This is a genomic window from Thermoplasmatales archaeon (genome assembly GCA_014361245.1).
In the GTDB taxonomy this organism is placed as follows: Archaea; Thermoplasmatota; E2; order UBA202; family JdFR-43; genus JACIWB01.
Map to the genome: position 1 here is coordinate 19,687 of JACIWB010000009.1, position 20,834 is coordinate 40,520.

Here is a 20,834-nt window from a genome sequence, read left to right on the forward strand (position 1 = left end):
TATGAAATTTCTAACTGCGCTTCCAATCATCTTCTCTATTACAATATCTTCTGGATGCATCGCTTATAATCTGATAAAGGTGGATGCTCCCCGAATCATTCAACCAAATGAAGAATTTGAAGTTTATATCAATATAACGCCATGCGAAGCAATTGCGGGGGCGCAGTGCAATTTTTCGTTCAATAAAGATGTTTTAATTGCTGAAGATATTATAAACGGAGGAATTTTTGAATACTGGGCAAATGATATATATGAAAATTTTACAAGAATAGATAATCAGAATGGCAGTATTTATAACATTGTTGCATTTTCTTCTAATTCAACCAATAGCGAGGGAATATTTGCGAGAATTGTATTTTTAGCTAAAGGCGAAGGTAATTCCTGGCTTGATATAGTGGATGCTGTAATATCGGATGAGGAAGGAAATAAAACAATTATAGAGGTAATCAATGGAAGCATTTTTGTTGATGCAACTCCACCGAATATAACATTTTATTCTCCAAATGAATTTTTCAGTAGAAACATATCATTGATATGGGGGGCAAAAGATAATTATTCTCCGGAAGAAAAAATATTTTATTCATACTCCCTTGATGGAGGAGAATGGAGTGAATGGAATAATTCGAATGAAACATTTTTTGAGCTTGATGCTGGAAATTATACTTTCATGTTAAAGGCAAAAGATGAAGCGGGAAATTTAAGATATGAAAACTTCTCTTTTTGTGTTAGAGATAACTCGCCACCAGAGATAAAAAATTTAAAAATTTATAAAATAAATGGCAGTGTTAATATATCATGTGATATATCAGACGACTTTGGTATTCAGGAAGTTTTTTTAATCTTAAATGGAATAAATTATTCAATGGAGAAAAATGAGAATTATTTTTTTAATTCATCTCTTCCATCTGGAATATATAACTATACAATAGTTGCGATAGATAAAAGCGGTAATAAAAATACTTCAGATGGAAATTTTTCTATAAACTCGCCACCAGATAAACCATCTTTGATTAGCCCATCTAATGGAACAACAAATGTTGGTATAAATACAATTTTATCCTGGCAATGTAGCGATGTTGATGGAGATATTTTAACTTATGATATTTATTTTGGAACTTTTTCAAATCCTCCATATAAAGAAACTGTTTCAAATACAAATTATAATCCAGGAACATTAAGCTATTCAACTACTTACTACTGGCGAATAGTAGCAAAAGATGGAGAATATGAGAATTCATCAGATATATGGCAATTTACAACCATGGCATATACTCCTCCAACTCCTCCACCTCCAGCAAATTTACCCCCTGCTTGCTCATTGAATGCAAATGTCAGTTATGGATATGCTCCTCTCTATGTTAATTTCATAATGAATGGAAGTGATAGCGATGGAAGCATAATAGCATGGGAGCTTGATGTAGATAATGATGGAATAGCTGAATATAGTGGCAATTCATTGCCTTCGACAAAATCGCATATCTATGCTATTTCTGGAAATTATACCGCAAAATTAACTGTTAGGGATGATAAAGGAGCGATTTCAACATCAAATATTTCAATATTTGTTAGAGCAAATATTTCGGTTGATTTTGAATTTATTCCAATAAGACCTGCGCCTGGTGTAAGGGTGAATTTTTATTCGCTTGTGGAAGCAATAAATTATACCTGGCAATTTGGGGACGGAAGCATTGCCTATGGGAAAAATGTGAGCCATTCATTTGCAAGAGATGGAAAATATAGAGTGAAGCTGAATGTTTCTGATGGATTTTATTATTATGAGAAAAATTATACGGTGGATGTGGTTATTCCAGATTTTTATGTTGAAGCGAGATATTTGCCGGAGAAGCCTAAAAAAGGGGAAAAAATAACCATATTTTTGAATATAAATAATGATGGAGGATATTCTGAAAATGTAAAATGCTCTGTTTTTCTTGATGGAAAGGAGCAATTCTTTAGCTTCAATATATCTGAAAAATATGAAAAAGAGATTTATGCTCAAGGAATAAGCAAAATAAAGATTTTTGTCGATCCAGAAAATGAAATAGAGGAAAAAAATGAAGGAAATAACGAGCTTGAATTTTCAATAAAATATGCTGGCATTAATCTTATCTATTTAGCAATTATTCCATTTATTGCAATTGTTGCCCTTTCCTATCTATTATTAAGAAAGAAAAAAGTTGTTATCGAGGAGGAAAGGATTGAAAAATGCTCTGTTTGCCTTGGCTTATTTAAGGAGGAGGCTAATATTATAAGATGCGATTGTGGAGCATTGTATCATAAAAGCTGTGCCAAAAGAGTAAAAAATTGCATAAATTGCGGTAAAAAACTTTAAAAATTAATATAAGGGAAATGCATACAAAATAAGGGCCCGTAGCTTAGCCAGGTTGGAGCGCCCGGCTGATAACCGGGAGGTCCGGAGTTCAAATCTCCGCGGGCCCACTTTTTCCCTTGCACAGCTTGATTTAGAAGTAAAAATGGGAGAGATGCCCTGAAGAAAAATAAAAATTCTGGAAAATATTGTATATGAAAAAATAATTACGAATATGCATATAAAAAATCCAAGTGATGATTTCTTCAAAGAATTCCTCAAGCCATATTATGCCCTAACTTCAGATGGGCAGTATCTTTTTGCATCCCGCCAGAAGGGGCGCCTGCCAGACAGAGTTTTTTACATGGCGGAAAGGCTCGGGAAGGGGCAGAAAAGGTTTGATGAAGAGGAAGGAAAGGAAATTTTCAGGATTGTTGAAAAATATATTAAAAATGCGGATGTTATAGAAATTGATGGTTGTTATGGGGATGAATGGAAGACCGGTGTAAAAGTTTTTGTTAGCATTGAAAATCCTCATTCTGGATATGTTGCCTGGATGGGAAAACAGATGCTCTTTCCTTTTGAAGGAAATGCAAACTGCTTTAATTTTATTATACCGGAAGGGTTGCCAGAAGCAAAGGAAATAAGCAAGAATTATAAGGAGCCAATCTCTCTATTTGATTTAACTGAAGCAAATAAGGATATAAGGAAAGTTGTTAATATTGGAATTGATTATTTTGGGGGAGCGTTCAAGAAGCCAAATCTAACAATGGTATGGAATAGAGCGGAAATGCAGGGAATGATTTCATATCATGCGGGATGTTATGATGGAACAATTATAAAAGGGCTTAGCGGGACAGGAAAAACAACCCTTACAATTGGCAATGATATTGAGCAGGATGATGCTCTTGTTGGATTGCCAATTTGTAAAAATGGAAAGATTGAAAAAATAAAGCTTGTGGGGCTTGAGGCGGCGAGTTTTGCAAAATCTGAGGGAATAGATGAAAGCTCGCCGGAATGGCGGGGGCTTGTTTCATCTCTAAATGGCGAAGTTGTTATTGCTTTGAATATTGATTGCGAAGGGGTTGAATTTGTTCTTGAAAAAGTTGGGGAGCATGAAGCTCTTGTTCCAAAAGGAAAGGCGGGGAAGTTAAAGTGCAAATCATATGAAAAGAGCAAGACAACAAATGGAAGATTTATTTTTAAATTCAGTATTCTTAATAAGAACTGGAAAAAAGAAAAATATCTCAGGGCGGAGGGGCTTAGCTTCAGGAGATATGATATTCTTGAACCAATCCTGAGGGTTATTGAACCAGAAATGGCGGTTGCTTTTGACAGTGCATGCGAAACAGTAATAACTTCAGCAATTGAAGGAGGAGCGGGAAAGAGGGTAAGAAGGTATGCAGCAACTGATTTCATGGCGGGCGAGCAGGCAAGCCAGGCATGGCTCAAGCTGAAAGCTTATTCTGATATCGGGCTTGATAGGCTTGTATTTTTTGTTGTGAATACTGGATATGTTGGGCAGTGCGATGTTGAAGGAAAAAAGATTTGCGAGGGAGAGAAAATAAAAGTAGAGGAGACAAAAAGGCTGATATCTCTTGTTGTTGAAGGAAAGGTAAGGAGATGGGTTCGCAATCCAGTTTTTGGGTATCTGCTTCCTGAGCCGAGGGAAATTGATGAATATATTGATAATTTTTCTGAAAGGTTCAATTTGCTTCGCTTTTATAGCTCAAAAGAAATTGCTGATTTTTACAGGAGGGATATTGAGGAGAGGAGCAATTTTCTGAAAGAAATTTTTGAAGGACAGGAAAAAGAAAAAGAGCTAAAAGGAGTAATAAATTTTTGGAATAATTTTCAGCCTGATGAAGAAAAAATAAAGGAATTTTATGAAGAAAATTATCGATAGATTTATTAAATGAATGAATATAAAAATGATGGATAAAAATATAAAAGAAGGAATGAGGTGGCTCCTGCAGGCGGAAATGGATTTAAAAACAAGCAGGGATTGCTTAAAAGATGAAAATTATTATGCAAGCGTATTTTTCTCCCAGCAATCCGCAGAGAAGGCATTGAAAGGTTTTTTATATTCTAAGGGTTATAGAGCAATAATAACTCATTCAATTATTGATTTGCTTAAAGAAATATCAGAAATTGAAGAAAATTTCGAAAAATTTTTTGATTTTGGAAAGGAACTGGATCGCCACTATATAGCGTCTCGTTATCCAAATTTTTATCCTTCAGGAGCTCCATTTGAATTTTATAACAAGGAGGTGGCGGAAAAATGCATAAGTTATGCAGAGTCGATATTAAAAGAAGTAAAGAAATACTTGAAGGAATAGAAAAATATAAGGAAAAGATTATTAAAATTTTAAAGCCAGAAAAAATAATTTTGTTTGGTTCCTTTGCGAGAGGTGATTTTAATGAAGGCTCAGATATTGATATAGTTGTTATTGCGGAATGGAAAGAAAATTTTCTTGATAGAATAAAAATTTTGATGGATTTAAATGATTATAGCCTACCAGTTGAAGCAATTGGCTATACAAAAGAAGAATTTGAAAAAATGAAGGAAGAAAAAAATCCTTTTATTTTAAATATTCTTGAAGAAGGAAAAATAATTTATGAAAAAACAAGCAAGATTTAAAAAGGTTAAATTTATATATTTTTTATTGATTTATTTTTTACCCAAAGGGGGATAAAAATGAAAGGAAAATACTGGATATACGGGCTGATTTTGTTTGGGTTAGTGATAGCTTTGAGCTGTGCTGTAAAAGGAGCAACAATAGATGTGAGCCAGCCAAAGGCATTAACTGATGATGAAGGAGCGGACTGGTCAGCGGATATTTTAAAAATAGGCTCTGATTACTGGCTTTTCTATACGCACAATGATACAGTTAAAAATCATGCTGATGGTGTGGGCTCTGAATATTGCAAATATTCAATAAAGTATAGAACCGCATCTTCAATTGATGGTTTGCTAACAGCAACTCCTCAAACTATACCAAATTCAAATCCCCTACCGAGAGGAAGAATTGTATCCGCGGTCTATTATAACGATGAAATATGGGTTTTCCATGCAGATGGTGGTTCAGGAAGCGGAATATATTATTATAAATATTCTTCTGGAACATGGAGCGGTCCGAATGCTCTTGGAAGCGAGTTAAGCGGTGCATCCACAGCTGGCGAGGTAGATGCAATAATTGCAAATAATATGATATATCTTTTCTATCCTAACGCAGCTGGATTGCAGGTTGCAAGCTATGATGGCACTTGGCATCATAATGCAACAATAGCTACTTCTGCTTATATACCAGAAGCAATATATGATGGAAATAACTTCTATGTTGTTTGGACTGCCCAGCATCATATAAATATTTCTTCCTCATCTGATGGAAATACCTGGACAACAGCTGGATCAATTGCAGATCCTGGAATAGGAGCATATGATGCTTGGGATCCAACTATTGCAAAATTGGATGGCACATTCTATATGTTTTATGCCCCTTATGATTGGACTGGAGGAAATAATAGACAATGGTTAGGTGGTAAAACATCAACAGATCCGATAAATACTACTTCATGGAGTGATGAAAAAGTTGTTACATGTGCATGCTATGGAAGCAATCAATGGTGGGATTTACAGCCAATAACATATGTTGAAGGAAATAACTTATATTTAATTTACCAGACAGAGGGAGATAATCATGCAATAGGGGATGCAGATATAGTATATTATCTGATTGATTGGGATGTAAGCCATGACCACTATGAGGCAATTCAGCCCGCAATAGATGCGGCAAGCAATGGAGATACAATAAAAGTTAATGAAGGAACATATTATGAAAATATTGTAATAAATAAAGAAATAATTTTAGTTGGAGACCCAGTAATAGATGCTCATGGAGGAGTTGGAATAAGCATTGAAGCAAATAACACACTTGTTGAAAATTTTACAATATATAATGGCTCAATTGGAATTTATGTACATAATGAATCATTTATAATTCAAAATGTTACAATAAACAATTGCACAGCATATAAATGCCTAACAAACGAAAGTTATGGGATTAATCTTCATAATGTTAGCAATAGCTGGGTAAACAATACACAAGTAAATGATACACTTTGTGGTATGGTGCTCAATAATTCCCTATATATCAATGTCACAGATTGCACCGCTTATAATAACACTGTAGCGGGGATATATTTATATTATTCAAACTCCAACAATATAACAAATTGCACTGTTTATAATAATACTGGTATACAAGGATACGGCATTTATCTCTATCATTCCTCAGATAACAACATAACAGATTGCAATGTTTATAACAATTTCCACGGTATCCATCTCTTTTATTCTTCAAATAATAACATAATTTCAAACGATGTTTATAACAATTCTGGGGATGGAATCTTTGTGGCATCTTCTTCAAACCATATAATTTCAAACGATGTTTATAACAATTCCAATGGTATCAATATAACTGGTTCTATCTCATTTTACAATAACATAATTTCAAACGATGTTTATAACAATTCTGGGGATGGCATCTGTCTATATTCGTACTCAACTCATAATAACATAACTTCAAACTATGTTTATAACAATTCCAACGGTATCTACCTGGATTATTCTTCAAATAATAACATAATTTCAAACTATGTTTATAACAATTCCAATGGTATCTACCTCCGTATTTCCTCAATTTCTAACAATATAACAGATTGCAATGTTTATAACAATTCTTATGGCATTGAAATTGGCTCTTCTTCAAATCATAACACTTTAACAGGCTGTAATGCTTATAATAATACTTGGTATGGCATAAAAATTTCTTCTTCCTCAAATAACAATATAACTGGCTGTAATGTTCATAACAATACTTACAATGGAATTTATATAACTTCTTCTCACTGGAACAACATTACCTCAAATACCATACACTTTAATAATCAAATAAACTCATCAGGTAATGCGGGTTTGAATTTATTCAAATCTGAAAATAATACCGCAATAGGCAACATTATTCATAATAATCCATGGTATGGTGTAATTTTAGAACAAAGCCATAACAATACATTTAGTTTAAATGAAATCATCAACAATTGCGGGGGCGTGGCGGGCGTTGTGCTGTATGATGGAGATTATAATATTTTTGATACAAATAATATTTCAGAAAATACTGGAGATGGAATTGAGATGTATGAGTCTGATTATAATAAGATAAACAATAGCACAATAAGTGGAAACAACTACAATGGGACATATCTTCACTTCTCACATAGAAATGAAATTACCAATAGCACAATAAAAGAAAATAATCAAGATGGAATATATCTTTATGGCTCAGAGAATAATACCATAGCAAACTGCAATATATCCGGGCATCCTGCTAATGCTGGTATTTATTTAGGATACGATTCCAATACCAACAAAATCTTGGAATGCAACATTTCGAGCAATGATTATGGAATCTATATCCATTCATCCCACTATAACAATATAACAGATTGCGATGCTTATGAAAACAATAATGGGACCTGTCTCGATGCTTCCCATTACAATATTTTGAATAATTGTAATATTTACAACAACACCTATTATGGAGTATATCTAGAATCGATATCAAACAACAACAATATCTCTTATTGCAATTTCTCTGGAAATGGAGATGCTGATATATATGTCTCTGGAAATGATAATGAAATTTTCTTCTGTCAATTTTCATCTTATCCAACAAATGCATCGGTTCTCAGCTATAGTGGAAGCTTCAGCCTTAAAGGAGTTGATTCTCCGCCATCTGATCCTGATGACTGGAGGAATATAGGCAAATATATTGAAGCAAATGGTGACAGTTGGATAAACCTATCAATTTATTATGAAGATGAAACATATGAAAACTGTTATGAAATGTGGAAATACAGTATGGCGGGAGGCTGGCTCAGGGGAGAATGGTATGAGAGCAAGGGAGTAAATACCGCAGAAAATTATGTCTGGGCAAATATAACATCATTCAGCATATTTGCTCCATTAATTGAAACAGTTCCACCAGTAACAACGAAAGAAATAGGAGAACCAGAATATGATGAATGGGTAAATTATTCAACACCTATATGGCTGAATGCAACAGATGAAGAAAGTGGAGTAAATGGCACATATTATAGAATATATTTCAATGGGCAATGGCATCCTTTAAATGGCAATGATGTTTATTGTGGAAATAGCAATATAACTGAAATTGATGGAACATACTTCTACATCTATTTCCTTAATGGCTCAATTAACTTTGGACCAATTCATTTCCATGAAGAATGCGAGCATATTATTGAATTCTTCAGCATAGACAATGCGGGAAATGTTGAAACCACGCATAATCAGACACACTATGTTGATAATACCCCACCAACAACAACATTAACATTTGGAACACCATATTATACTGATGGAACAGATGAATGGATAACTTCAGCAACACAAATTACATTGACTGCAACAGATGCTCCAGATTGTGCATGTGGAGTATATAAGATATATTATCGCATAAATGGTGGCTCATGGATTGAATATACCGCTCCATTTACAATTCCAAGTGAATGCACTCATACAATTGAATATTATGCAGTTGACTATCTTGGAAATACTGAAACAGCAAAGAGCATAACAGTAAAAGTAGATAATACCCCGCCAACCATAACAAAAGAATTTGAAGGAGCAAAATACAATCAGCATATAACCTCCCAAACAACAATTTATGTAAATGCAACAGATGCTGGCTTATGCCCAGTTGGTTCAGTTTATTTAAATGTATCAATTTATTCATTCGAAACTGAGGAATGGACATATTATGAAACAGAGGTTGAAAGTGGAACCGCAACCCTTAGCTTTACAATTCCAGAAGAATGCGAGCACTGGATAAATATAACCGCAATAGATGACCTTGGCAACACTGCATATGATAATCAAACTGTTTATGTTGATAACAGCGCACCTTTTGCAGATGTTGATGAAATAGATCCATACTGTCAACTCGTGAATGAAGAAAATCCAGTTACAATAACCGCAACCGCTTATGATTTACCGGATGGTGATTGTGGAGTTGGAATAGCATACATTACTCTTTACTACAGATTTTCAAGATATAATTCCTCAAATATGTCGAGATGGACTGAATGGATAGAATATGAAACAATATATAATGAGCCATGGAGCTGGGAATTTAACGCTCCAGAGGGAGCGGGCTACTATCAGTTCTATACTGTTGCATATGACTTCCTCGGGCATCATGAAGAATTGCCGGATGAAAATACAGCACCTGAAGCAATGCTATGCGTGAAATACACCCATACCTATACATTATATCCAAATTGGAACATGATAACAATTCCAGTTAAAAATGAATTCATAACAAATGCGGAAGAGCTGGGCAATTTCTTAAATAGCCAGGATTGCGGTGTTACAGTTATTGTTAAATTCGATGCAAAAGAGCAGAAATACATTTCAAGGGTTATAGGAATTTCAGGAGAAAACTTTGCCATAACCCCTGGAGAGGGCTACTGGATATTTACAACACTTGATGAGTCAAAAGAATTTTCAATTGAAGGCTGCTTAATAGAAGAAAAAGAGATAAACATCTCGCTGTATATTGGCTATAATTTAATAGGATGGGCAAATATTGAAGATACATATGCAGGCATTCTCGCAGATAATATACCAAACTGCACAAAAGTAGATAGATGGGATGCATCTAACCAGGAATGGAAAACTGGATATATCAGAGAGGTAGGAGAGGTAGATTTCAATATCTACATTGGTGATGGAGTATTTGTATTCAGAAACAAAGGCGGTGTAATAGCATGGGATGGCGGAAGAAGCTTCTTATCATTGCCTCTCTAACCCTCTTTCCTTCTTTTGTTTTTGCATCCAATCCATTGGTTATATATGGATATGTTTATTATGAAGGAAATTTTATCAATGGCATAGAAATTGAAGCGGTTAATAATGAAAGTGGAGAAAAATTATTTGCTGTCAGCGAGAATGGTGCATATGTTTTAACTTTTGGAAATCCTCCCTACAGCTGGAAAATAGGTGATAAAATAATTTTAAAGGCGAGAGGAAAAGGAAATTATTCATGCCTATATGGGTATAAAGAAATAACAATTTCATCCGATGCTCCATTACAGGTGGATTTATCTCTTGATGTTGATTTAAATCCAAACTTTGTTTATACTCCTTCTCAGCCAAAAGCAGGAGAAAATATTTCCTTTATAGATAATTCAATTGGAACAATTTTAAATTATACATGGCAGTTTGGAGATGGAAACATAAGCTATGAAAAAAATCCAAAGCATGCATATGAAAAAGAAGGAAAATATAATGTAAATCTAACAGTTTCCTGCGGTGGCTTCAGCAAAAGCATTTCAAAAGAAATAATTGTCTCAGAGAAAAAGGAAAGAACCCCTGGATTTGAATTCATTGCCTTAATTTTTGCAATATTTATTGTGATAAGAAAATGGAAATGAAAAAAATTGCTCTTTTTATTTCATTCATTCTCATAGCAAACCTAATTTTTGCCCAACCTAGCACACCTTACACTATTTTGATTTATGTTTATTTATATGGTTTGCCAGTCAGCAATGCGACAGTTATTGTAACCGAACTTGCAACAAATGAAAGCGGAATCGCAGATCAGGAGGGAGAAGGGCTTTACGGAATTAATTTAGGAAATTTCGAGCATGGATGGAGTGTAGGCGACTATGTTCTTATAGAAGTTTTTTATGATGAATATTATGTGAGCGCAACAATAGTTTTAACCAACGAAGGCTATTCTGTTGTAAATATTTCATTGAGAGATAATACCCCGCCAGTTGCAAACAATGACAGCTACACTACAAATGAAGATATTGTTTTAATTATAAATGCACCTGGCATACTTGGAAATGATTATGATGCAGATGGAGATACTTTAACCGCTGTATCAGTAAGCAATCCAACTCATGGAAGTTTAACATTCAATTCAAATGGCTCATTTTTATATACTCCAAATTCAAATTATTATGGAACAGATTCATTTACATATAAAGCATATGATGGATTTGGTTATTCAAACATTGCAACAGTTTATATTACAATAAACAGCATAAATGATGCACCTGTTGCAAATGATGATTATGCAAGCATGGAAGAAGATAATTCCATAATTATTTCAGTTCTCTCAAATGACTATGATATAGATGGAACAATAAATGAAAGCAGTTTAAGAATAATTCAAAATGCCTCACATGGAAATATAACAGTAAATTCAAATGGAACAGTAACATATACTCCAGAAGAAAATTATTATGGAAATGATTCCTTTAAATACAGATTTATGGATAATGGAAATACCTGGAGCAATACTGCAAATGTTTATATAAATATCTCGCCAGTAAATGATAAGCCAACCGCATATTTAATCAGCCCTGAAAATAATTCAGTTAATATAAACATAAATGCAACATTAGCAGTTCATTTAATTGATATAGATAGCAATAGCATGAGCGTTAAATTTTATGGTCGCAAGTTAGGAAATTCAACATGGCAATTTTTAGGAATAAATACAGATGTTGCAAATGATAGCAATACTTCATTAATCTGGTATAATCTTCAATATAATACAACATATGAATGGTATGTAGTTGCAAATGATAGCATTGCTGAAAATTCATCAGATATATGGAGATTTACAACACAAGCTATAAATACTCCACCAGTTGCAAATGATGACAGCTATTCAACAGACGAAGATATCGCTTTAACTGTAAATACTCCGGGAGTATTAGAAAATGATAATGATATAGATGGAGATAATTTAACTGCAATTCTTGTAAGCAATCCAAATCATGGAACTGTTGTTTTGAATTCAAATAGCTCATTCACATATACTCCAAATTCAAATTATCATGGAACAGATTCATTTACATATAAAGCATATGATGGAATCGCTTATTCAAATATCGCAACTGTTTATATTACAATAAACAGCGTAAATGATGCTCCAGTTGCAAATGATGATTATGCAAGCACAGATGAAGATACACCAGTTTTGATAAATTTATCCGCAAATGATTATGATATAGATGGAAATATAAATTTAACCAGTATAACAATAACTCAATCCCCATCTCATGGAAGCGTAAATGTTCATTCAAATGGAACAGTAACATATACACCTTCATTGAATTATTATGGTTCGGATTCATTCAAATATAAAGCAAAGGATAATGATGGAGCAGATAGCAACATTGCAACAGTAACAATAACAATAAACAGCACAAATGATGCTCCTTTTGCAAATTTCACCTATGAGCCATTGAATCCAATCATAGGGCAATTAATTTATTTCAACAGCACTTCATATGATATAGATGGCTACATTGTAAATTGGACATGGAATTTAGGGGATGGAAATTTTGCTTATGAAGAAAATGTCACGCATGTTTATAGCGGGGCAGGAATTTACAATGTTACCCTGATTGTCAGGGATGGCGATGGCGCCACCTCAAGCATTGTAAAAGAGATTGTAATTCAGGTAGGTGATTTAATCCCTCCATTAACAACATTAACATTTGGAACACCACACTATTATGATGGAACATATCACTGGATTACTTCAGCAACACAAATTACATTAACCGCAACAGATGGAGAAAGCGGGGTAAAAGCAACATATTACAGGATATGGTATGATGGTTCATGGAGTGACTGGACTACATATACAGAATCATTTACTTTAGCAGACGAGTGTTTGCATTACATTGAGTATTATTCTGAAGATAAAGCGGGAACAATCGAAGATGTGCATAATCAAACTGTTTATGTAGATAATACCCCACCAGAAACAACATTGACATTTGGAACACTACACTATTATGATGGAACATATCACTGGATTACTACTTCCACACAAATTACATTAACCGCAACAGATGCTCCAGATTGTGCATGTGGAGTAGATAAGATATACTATTACATTGATGCCTTGCCAGCAATTGAATATACCGCTCCATTTACAGTTACTACAACAGGAGTGCATACAATTTATTATTATAGCGTTGATAATCTTGGAAATACTGAAACAACAAAGAGCATAACAGTAAAAGTAGATAATACCCCGCCAGATATAATTCTTGAAATAGGAGAACCAAAATATAATGAATATGTCAGATCAACAACTCAATTCAATTTATCCGCAATTGATGAAGGAAGCGGAATAGCATTTTTAGAATATCGCATATTTTATGAAAATTGGAGTGAATGGAAGCAAGAAGAAAATTTTAAATTGCAGGGAGAGGGAATTCATTATCTTGAAATAAGGGCAATTGATAATCTGGGAAATACCGCATATGAAAATGAAACATATTATGTTGATGACAGCCCACCATCTTCGCGTGTAGATGAAATAATTCTATATGAGCAGGAAGAAATTCCATTCAATATCAGCATTGTTGATATTGAAGACGATGGAGCGGGAGTATGCAGGGTAGAGGCATATTATTCATACAGCGAGAATAATATAACATGGAGTGAATGGCGATTATATACAACATTTTTTATACCCTATGAGCAGAGATATAATGTATCAAATCAAACAATCAGCTTCGATGCTCCAGAAGGGGTTGCATTTTATCGCTTCATAAGCATTGCATATGATTGCCTTGAAAATAAAGAATTGCCACCATATTATCATGGCACATATGATGCGGAGTGCTTCTTCAATGCTTCAATTTTTATAAGATTTGGAATGCCAAAATATGGTGAATGGATTTCACCTTTTACACCGATTAATATTTCAATGAAGAGAGAAGGAAATATATATTACAGAATATATCATGAAGGATGGCATCCGCAGGAGGGCTTTTATTTATATTCTGGAAATTTCACCATTAATTTCAGTGGAACAAGCTATATAGAATTTTATGGTGATGGTTTGCCAGTAAGAAATGCAACAGTTAAGGTAGATGTTTCAGCTCCAGAAACTTTTATCTTATCGGAATTTTTTGTTGTTTCACCTTTGCTTATTGAATGCAATGCATATGATAATGAAAGCGGTTTAAAATGCGTTGAATTTTATTATCAATATAGCTATGATAATTTTACATGGAGCGATTGGAAGCTTGAAAGCATTGATTACAGCATGCCCTATACCTGTATTTTCAGTGAAATTGGATTTTATAATATTTCAACTGTTGGAATAGATAATGTTGATAATTTTGAAGGGAGTGAAACAAAAGCTTCTGTAAGAATTTTCAATCCGGATTTCAACAATGATGGTTTGGTAAATGTTCAGGATTTGGTTATAATTGCAAAAAATTTTGATGGAAATGAAGCAAAATTTGATATAAATGGTGATGCAACTGTTGATTTAAATGATACAAGGCTTATTTTTGAATTCTGGCATAAGAGATGAGGGCTAAAAAAATAGAAATTTATATAAATAGCGAATATATTTCTCCTAACGATGCAATCTATTAGGGGGATAAAAATGAAAGAAAAAAATGTGATAGGTAGTTTGGTGTTGAGAAAGGGTATAGTGGCTGCAATAGCAATCCTTTTGCTTGGAATAGGCAGTATGATGATACTTGAAACAAAAGCAAGGACTGATCCATGTGTTATAACTGGATATGTATATGCTGAAGATGGTACACCATTGCAGGGGGCTACTGTAAAGATAAGAGATGAAAATACCGGTGCATGGGGAGAAAATATAACAGATGAGAGCGGTATGTATAGCATCACTCTTGGAGGAGGACCATCATCTCCGCCATGGATGGAATGGTTTGATGGCGATGGCTTGCTTGCAACCGCTACTTATAATGGAAGGGAGGGAAAGGCTTTCAGATATATTGATGCAAGCGAAATTGATAGCCAGGGATATATGTGGCTGAACATAACTCTTGGAATACCTGTTACAACAAAAACAGTTGGTGAGCCAGAATTTATAAAATATGATTATGATGATGGCTTGCAGAATTATGGCTATCTTGTTTCTCCGAAAATAAATGTTACCGCGGATACCGCTTCGCTATCTTTCTGGACATGGTGGCAGATTGAAGGAGCAGCTCCAGCAGAATATGATTTAATGAATGTATATATATCAACTGATGGAGGATATAACTGGAGTTTGCTTACAAAGCCAGGAGGAAATCCATCCGCTACTTTAAATCCAGCAGAAGATCCAGTTGGAGGAACAGAATTTAATTATTATGGTTCATCTGGCTTCAATACAACTCCTTCATGGGTATATGAAACATTTGATATATCCGAATTTGTTCCAAATGAAATTGTAATAATATTTGGATTTGATACAGGTAATGAGCTTTATAACTACTGGGAAGGATGGTATATAGATGATATAAGGATAACTGAATTTGGAGGAAATATTCCATTCAGCGATGATGTTGAGAATGGTGTTGGAAACTGGACATATACTGGCTACTGGCATATAAGTGAGCACAGGAGCAAATCATCAAGCCATTCATGGTATTATGGAATTGAAAAGAGTTATGTAACAAGCAATACTTTATTCACTCTTGAGGCTGAAGGAGATTACAATGCAATATATTATAGAATAAATAATGGAGATTGGATTGAATATGATGAGCCATTTAATCTTCCTGAAGAATGCATGCATTACATTGAATTCTATGCGGAAAATGGAAGCAATAGTGAGCCAGTCCATAATCAAACTCATTATGTAGATAACAGCGCTCCAGTGAGCAACTACTACTTTGGAGAGCCAAATTCAGTTTTAAATTATGCTGGGCATAATTACACAGCAATTAAGATATGCACACCAATGATAATAGAAGCATATGATTTGCCGGAAGAATGTAGGGCGGGTGTTGAATGGCTCAATTATTCAGTATGGTGGAATCAAAATGAGCCAAATAACTATACACAGATTAAGCAAGTAAGTGTGCATGATAATGATGTGAATGATACTGATAAGAGAGTTGGCTTCATTAAAGTTGAAATTCATTTCGATGAAGAATGCTTCCATGAAATAAAATGGCAGATGGTTGATTATCTCGGCCATATATCTCAACAGTATTCAGTTGATATAGCGGTTGATGCTACGCCACCGACAATAAATAAAACAATTGGAGAGCCGAAATATTTAGATGCCAATGGATGGCTGTGGGTAAATTGCTCAACTCCTTTCTGGTTTAATATAACCGATGGAGGATGTGGAGGAGGCGTCGGCGTATGGAAATTTGGAATGAACATTTACTGGAATGAAACAAGGGTTCCAGAAGGGCAACAGCAACTATTCACCCTTGTTGAGCAGATTGTTGTTGAGGATAATCTTGCTGAAATAACAATGCAACTTTATAATGAAACTGATAATGAAACTCTCATTTTAAATACTACAACAACAGAGCTTGATGAACTGCTGGCAAATCCATTGGATTCAACATGGTATAGCAATGGCAATGAATATACTCTTATTGAATGGAATGACAATGGAAATGGAACTCTTGATTATTGCGATTATATAAATCTTGATGCTTCACAGCTAAAATGGCATGTTGAAAATATAACAATTGTTGTAGAGGACTTAAATCCAGAATATGGAAAGATTTCATATCTATTCAGATTCTGCGACCTGCCGGAAAACTATACAGAATGCTTCCATGAGCCAGAGATATGGGCAATTGACTATGTTGGCAACAATTATTCATTTAAAGAAAAGGATATGGTTGATTGCACACCTCCATCAATATTAAAGAATGCGGAGAAAGTTGTTAAAGCACAGCAAACACAGATGAATACTAGTTCATATACAAATATACCTGATTGTCAGAGCTTCAAAGCCCCATGGAGCTATATAGATGCGGTGAGTGTCTATGTAAATGGAACATTTGATGGATATAATCTCACATACATAGAAATTTATAATGATAATAATGGCACGCCAGGAGCAAAACTTGCGGAATCAGAATACATAGCTTTAAGTGGAAATCAGTCCAGATGGCTCCAGTTCCACCTGCTGGAGAGATTGTATGTAGAGCATAACGCTACTTACTGGATTAAACTTATTTATAATGGCACAGACGTGAAATGGGAGGCGCAAAACAATTATCCATCGCCTGGTCCATATCCAGATGGATTTGCAATAGTAGATGGGGAGACAAACTATTCATGGGACTTCACATTCAGGATTGAATATTATCCAATTTATCCGTATGATTATCTCAATTGCACATATCTTACAAGTGAGGCAATTCTTGACCTATCTTCATGGGATGAGGGATGCATGGGTGGAGTAGGATTACAAAGCTTGATGTATAGAATATATGTAGATGAAACAGAAACATGGCATCCAATAAGCAATGACGATACATATTGTGGAAATTATAATATTACATATGTGGATGGGGCATACTGGTATGTTGCAAAGAACAGCACCGTTACCTTTACAGATATAAGCTTCCATGAAGAATGCAAGCATATATTGCAGATGAGAGCGGAAGATTATGTTGGAAATGTTCGCATTGTAAATCAAACTCATTATGTTGATAATAGCCCGCCAGAGCTTGAAGTTGAATATCCAGATGAGCATGGCTTCTATTATGATGAGCAAACTGGAAAGATGTTTGTAAGAGCATGCAAGGAATTTTATCTTAACTTAACTGATAAGCCAGAATGTGGCGTGAGATGGCGTGATTTCGTATTCTATTTCAGATATGAATATACAAACTTCACAACTCCTTATATAGAGAAGCATCCAGTGAATATGAACGATAATCAATATGGAGAGGTTGTGAATATAAGTGGTGAGCTATGGTGGGAGATTATTCCAAACAATTCTTCAATTGCTCTGCATTTCTTTGAGGAATGCTATCACAAGATATATTATTTCTATAATGCGAGCGACTGGCTTGATAATTCAATAGTAAGTGATGTGAAAGTAGAGGAAATTTATGTAGATGAATTTGAGCCAGAAGTAAGCAAGGAGCATCCATGGTGCTATAAAGATGAGGAATCAATATATCTGCATCCAATAGACTCTTATTATTATGAAGAACTCTATCCAGAATATGGAAGAAAATATCAGTGGATAAATGAGTTCGTGAAAGATGGAAACTGGTGGTATGCAGTGATGTATGATGAGAAATATGATGTGTATCGTTTATATCAATATGAGCCAATAGCATATACATTGTATCTGTATAATGAGACAAATGGTTACATGTATCTGGTATATTATGGAGGAGAAGAGCCATTCAGCGAGGGCTCATTATGGCATGAAGTATATCCGAATTATTGCAACATCTATGAACTTGTTTATTACGATACAACAGTAATATTGAAAAACCAGACAGGAGCAGAATCAGAATGGAGTGTGGAAAATGATTTTGATGATTATACTGCATATACCGCATATATCTACAATGAAACAAATGATGAATACATGTATATTGAATATGTTGGAGGAGAAGACCCATTCAGCGAGGGCTCATTATGGCATGAATTATATCCAGAATTCAGCAACTATTATGTTTTGACTTATTATGATGCAGAAACCGGCATGATAATATTAAATAATACAAAGACAGGAAAAGAATCAGAGTGGTATATTGAATATTATACTGATGGAGATATTAAACTCAAGCCAGTTTCATATATAAGGGCATGTGATAGAATCAATTTAACCGCAAAGGATATGCCCGACTACCTTGTATTTGTAGATCAATTCCAGACAGAAGGAAATAATCTCGATACCTTGCAAGCTCTTGATGCAACTCCATGGCCATGGGATGCACAGACATTCAAACCAAATGCAAGTTATTTAAATGCAACCGCCTTATATCTCAAATGGATAGAGGATGTTGATGTAACAGTTTATATTCATGATTCGAGCTTCAATGTTCTGGCGAATGCAACAACGCATTTAACTGGCATAGGCGAGGACTGGGTAATATTTGAATTCGAGCCAGGAATAAGTGTAACTCCAAATGCAACCTATTACATCGAAGCCCACGGCTCGCCCGCGAGCGCCGCATCGTGGTATTTCAATCAGCTTGATTTATATACAAGAGGAAAAGCATGGATTAGCGGTGAAGAGAAAGAAGGATATGACTGGAAATTCCAGATAATGGCATACATGCCAAATCCATGTGCAAGTGGAATAGAGGGAATATACTATGCATATGAAATTGGATGGGATGATGATGAAGCTTATTTCAACCATCATCCAATGAATGAAACAGATGCCCCGCATGGAGAAAAAATTGTAAATATAACTCAATATTATGATTGGGAAGAAATTGATGAATACTTCAATGGCTACTGGCTATGGTATGAATATGATGAAAATGTAGGAATACATTTCTATGAAGAATGTGTGCACTGGCTCTATTACTGGGCAAAGGATAATGTATGCCATCACACGCCAGTTTATATGCAGGTTTATGAAGTAGATAATCAAACACCAGTAGTAATAAAAGAGCATCCAGAACATGGATATTATACGCCTGTTGAAATAGTAGTTGATGAAACATTTGAAAATGAAACTAATTGGCTTGAAGGAACATTCCATGTAAGAGATGCATGGTATTGGGATTATGCAGATGGATGGAGACCAGGACAATATGTAGATAAGATACAATACATAAACTTCACAATATACAACAATGATATGACCCATGATTTATTGCTACGCCTGCACATTGAAGAAATTGTTGGTGACGAAGGAATAACTCTTGAAAATGGAAGTGATGTGAATTATAAGATATATACAATAAATGTTCCCGCTGGTTCATCTCTTGTTTATACTGTGCCTGTCTATGATAATCTTGAATTCATGAGATGGGGAGTATGGAGATGGTGGGCGGAAGTAGAGAATGTAACTCAATATCTGAGGGCGGGAGCAAGAATTAATTTAAGTGCTTATGATGTTGGCGAACATCAATCTGGCATACAGGGCATATATTACAGATATGAATGGAATGGAAGCTTTTATCCGCAGGAAGGACATCCCGCTGCAAGAAATGGAAGCGAATTACAGCCTGATGTTCCAGAAATAGCAAACTACTGGTGGTTTGTTTATGATGATAGCAAAGGTATAGTATTCAATGAAGAATGCGAGCATGATTTGTATTACTTTGCAAAAGATAGAGCATGCCATAACAGCACATTACATCATCAGACATATTATGTAGATGCCTCCGAGCCAGTAATAGAAGAAACATTACCAGAGCATGGAGCAATTGGAAATACAACAACTTCATTGTATGAGGGCTTTGAAGCACCATTTGGAAATGGATGGGCGGTTGTAAATGGTGTTGGAAGCACATGGAGCATAAAATCAGAAGAACCACTGTTCCTCTGGCAGGATAGCGATGTTGCTTATTCTGGAAGATATGCGGCGATGGCATGGACATATAACTCGCCATGTGCATGGCTGATAACTCCAAGGATAACAATTCCAGAAGATGGAAATCTTACATTCTGGTATAAAGTTTATTATGGTGGATCAGCTGG

Annotated in this window: 8 protein-coding genes and 1 tRNA gene; all 9 read left to right on the forward strand. The window is 34.8% G+C overall.

Annotated features, from left to right (window positions below; translation table 11 throughout):
- The first annotated feature begins 1 nt into the window (after position 1).
- Positions 2-2,332, forward strand: a complete 2,331-nt coding sequence (locus H5T45_02650) for a PKD domain-containing protein (GenBank protein ID MBC7128614.1) — start codon at positions 2-4, stop codon at positions 2,330-2,332.
- A 32-nt stretch (positions 2,333-2,364) separates the two neighbouring features.
- A tRNA-Ile gene (locus H5T45_02655) sits at positions 2,365-2,439 on the forward strand.
- A gap of 104 nt (positions 2,440-2,543) precedes the next feature.
- On the forward strand, positions 2,544-4,214 hold the full coding sequence (locus tag H5T45_02660; protein MBC7128615.1) for a phosphoenolpyruvate carboxykinase (ATP): 1,671 nt from the start codon (positions 2,544-2,546) through the stop codon (positions 4,212-4,214).
- 28 nt (positions 4,215-4,242) lie between these two features.
- A complete protein-coding gene (locus H5T45_02665) occupies positions 4,243-4,647 on the forward strand; it encodes a HEPN domain-containing protein (GenBank protein ID MBC7128616.1) in 405 nt (134 codons plus the stop codon).
- Entirely contained in the window at positions 4,590-4,949 is a 360-nt protein-coding gene (locus H5T45_02670) for a nucleotidyltransferase domain-containing protein (protein MBC7128617.1), read from the forward strand. Before H5T45_02665 ends, H5T45_02670 begins: the two co-directional genes overlap by 58 nt.
- Positions 4,950-5,006: 57 nt before the next feature.
- Positions 5,007-10,202, forward strand: a complete 5,196-nt coding sequence (locus H5T45_02675; protein ID MBC7128618.1) for a right-handed parallel beta-helix repeat-containing protein — start codon at positions 5,007-5,009, stop codon at positions 10,200-10,202.
- Positions 10,163-10,828, forward strand: coding sequence for a PKD domain-containing protein (locus H5T45_02680; GenBank protein ID MBC7128619.1), 666 nt, complete (start codon positions 10,163-10,165; stop codon positions 10,826-10,828). Before H5T45_02675 ends, H5T45_02680 begins: the two co-directional genes overlap by 40 nt.
- Complete coding sequence (locus tag H5T45_02685) at positions 10,819-14,754, forward strand: tandem-95 repeat protein (GenBank protein MBC7128620.1); 3,936 nt, start codon at positions 10,819-10,821, stop codon at positions 14,752-14,754. Before H5T45_02680 ends, H5T45_02685 begins: the two co-directional genes overlap by 10 nt.
- A 75-nt stretch (positions 14,755-14,829) precedes the next feature.
- On the forward strand, positions 14,830-20,834 hold a 6,005-nt coding region (locus H5T45_02690), incomplete at its 3' end, for a hypothetical protein (protein MBC7128621.1).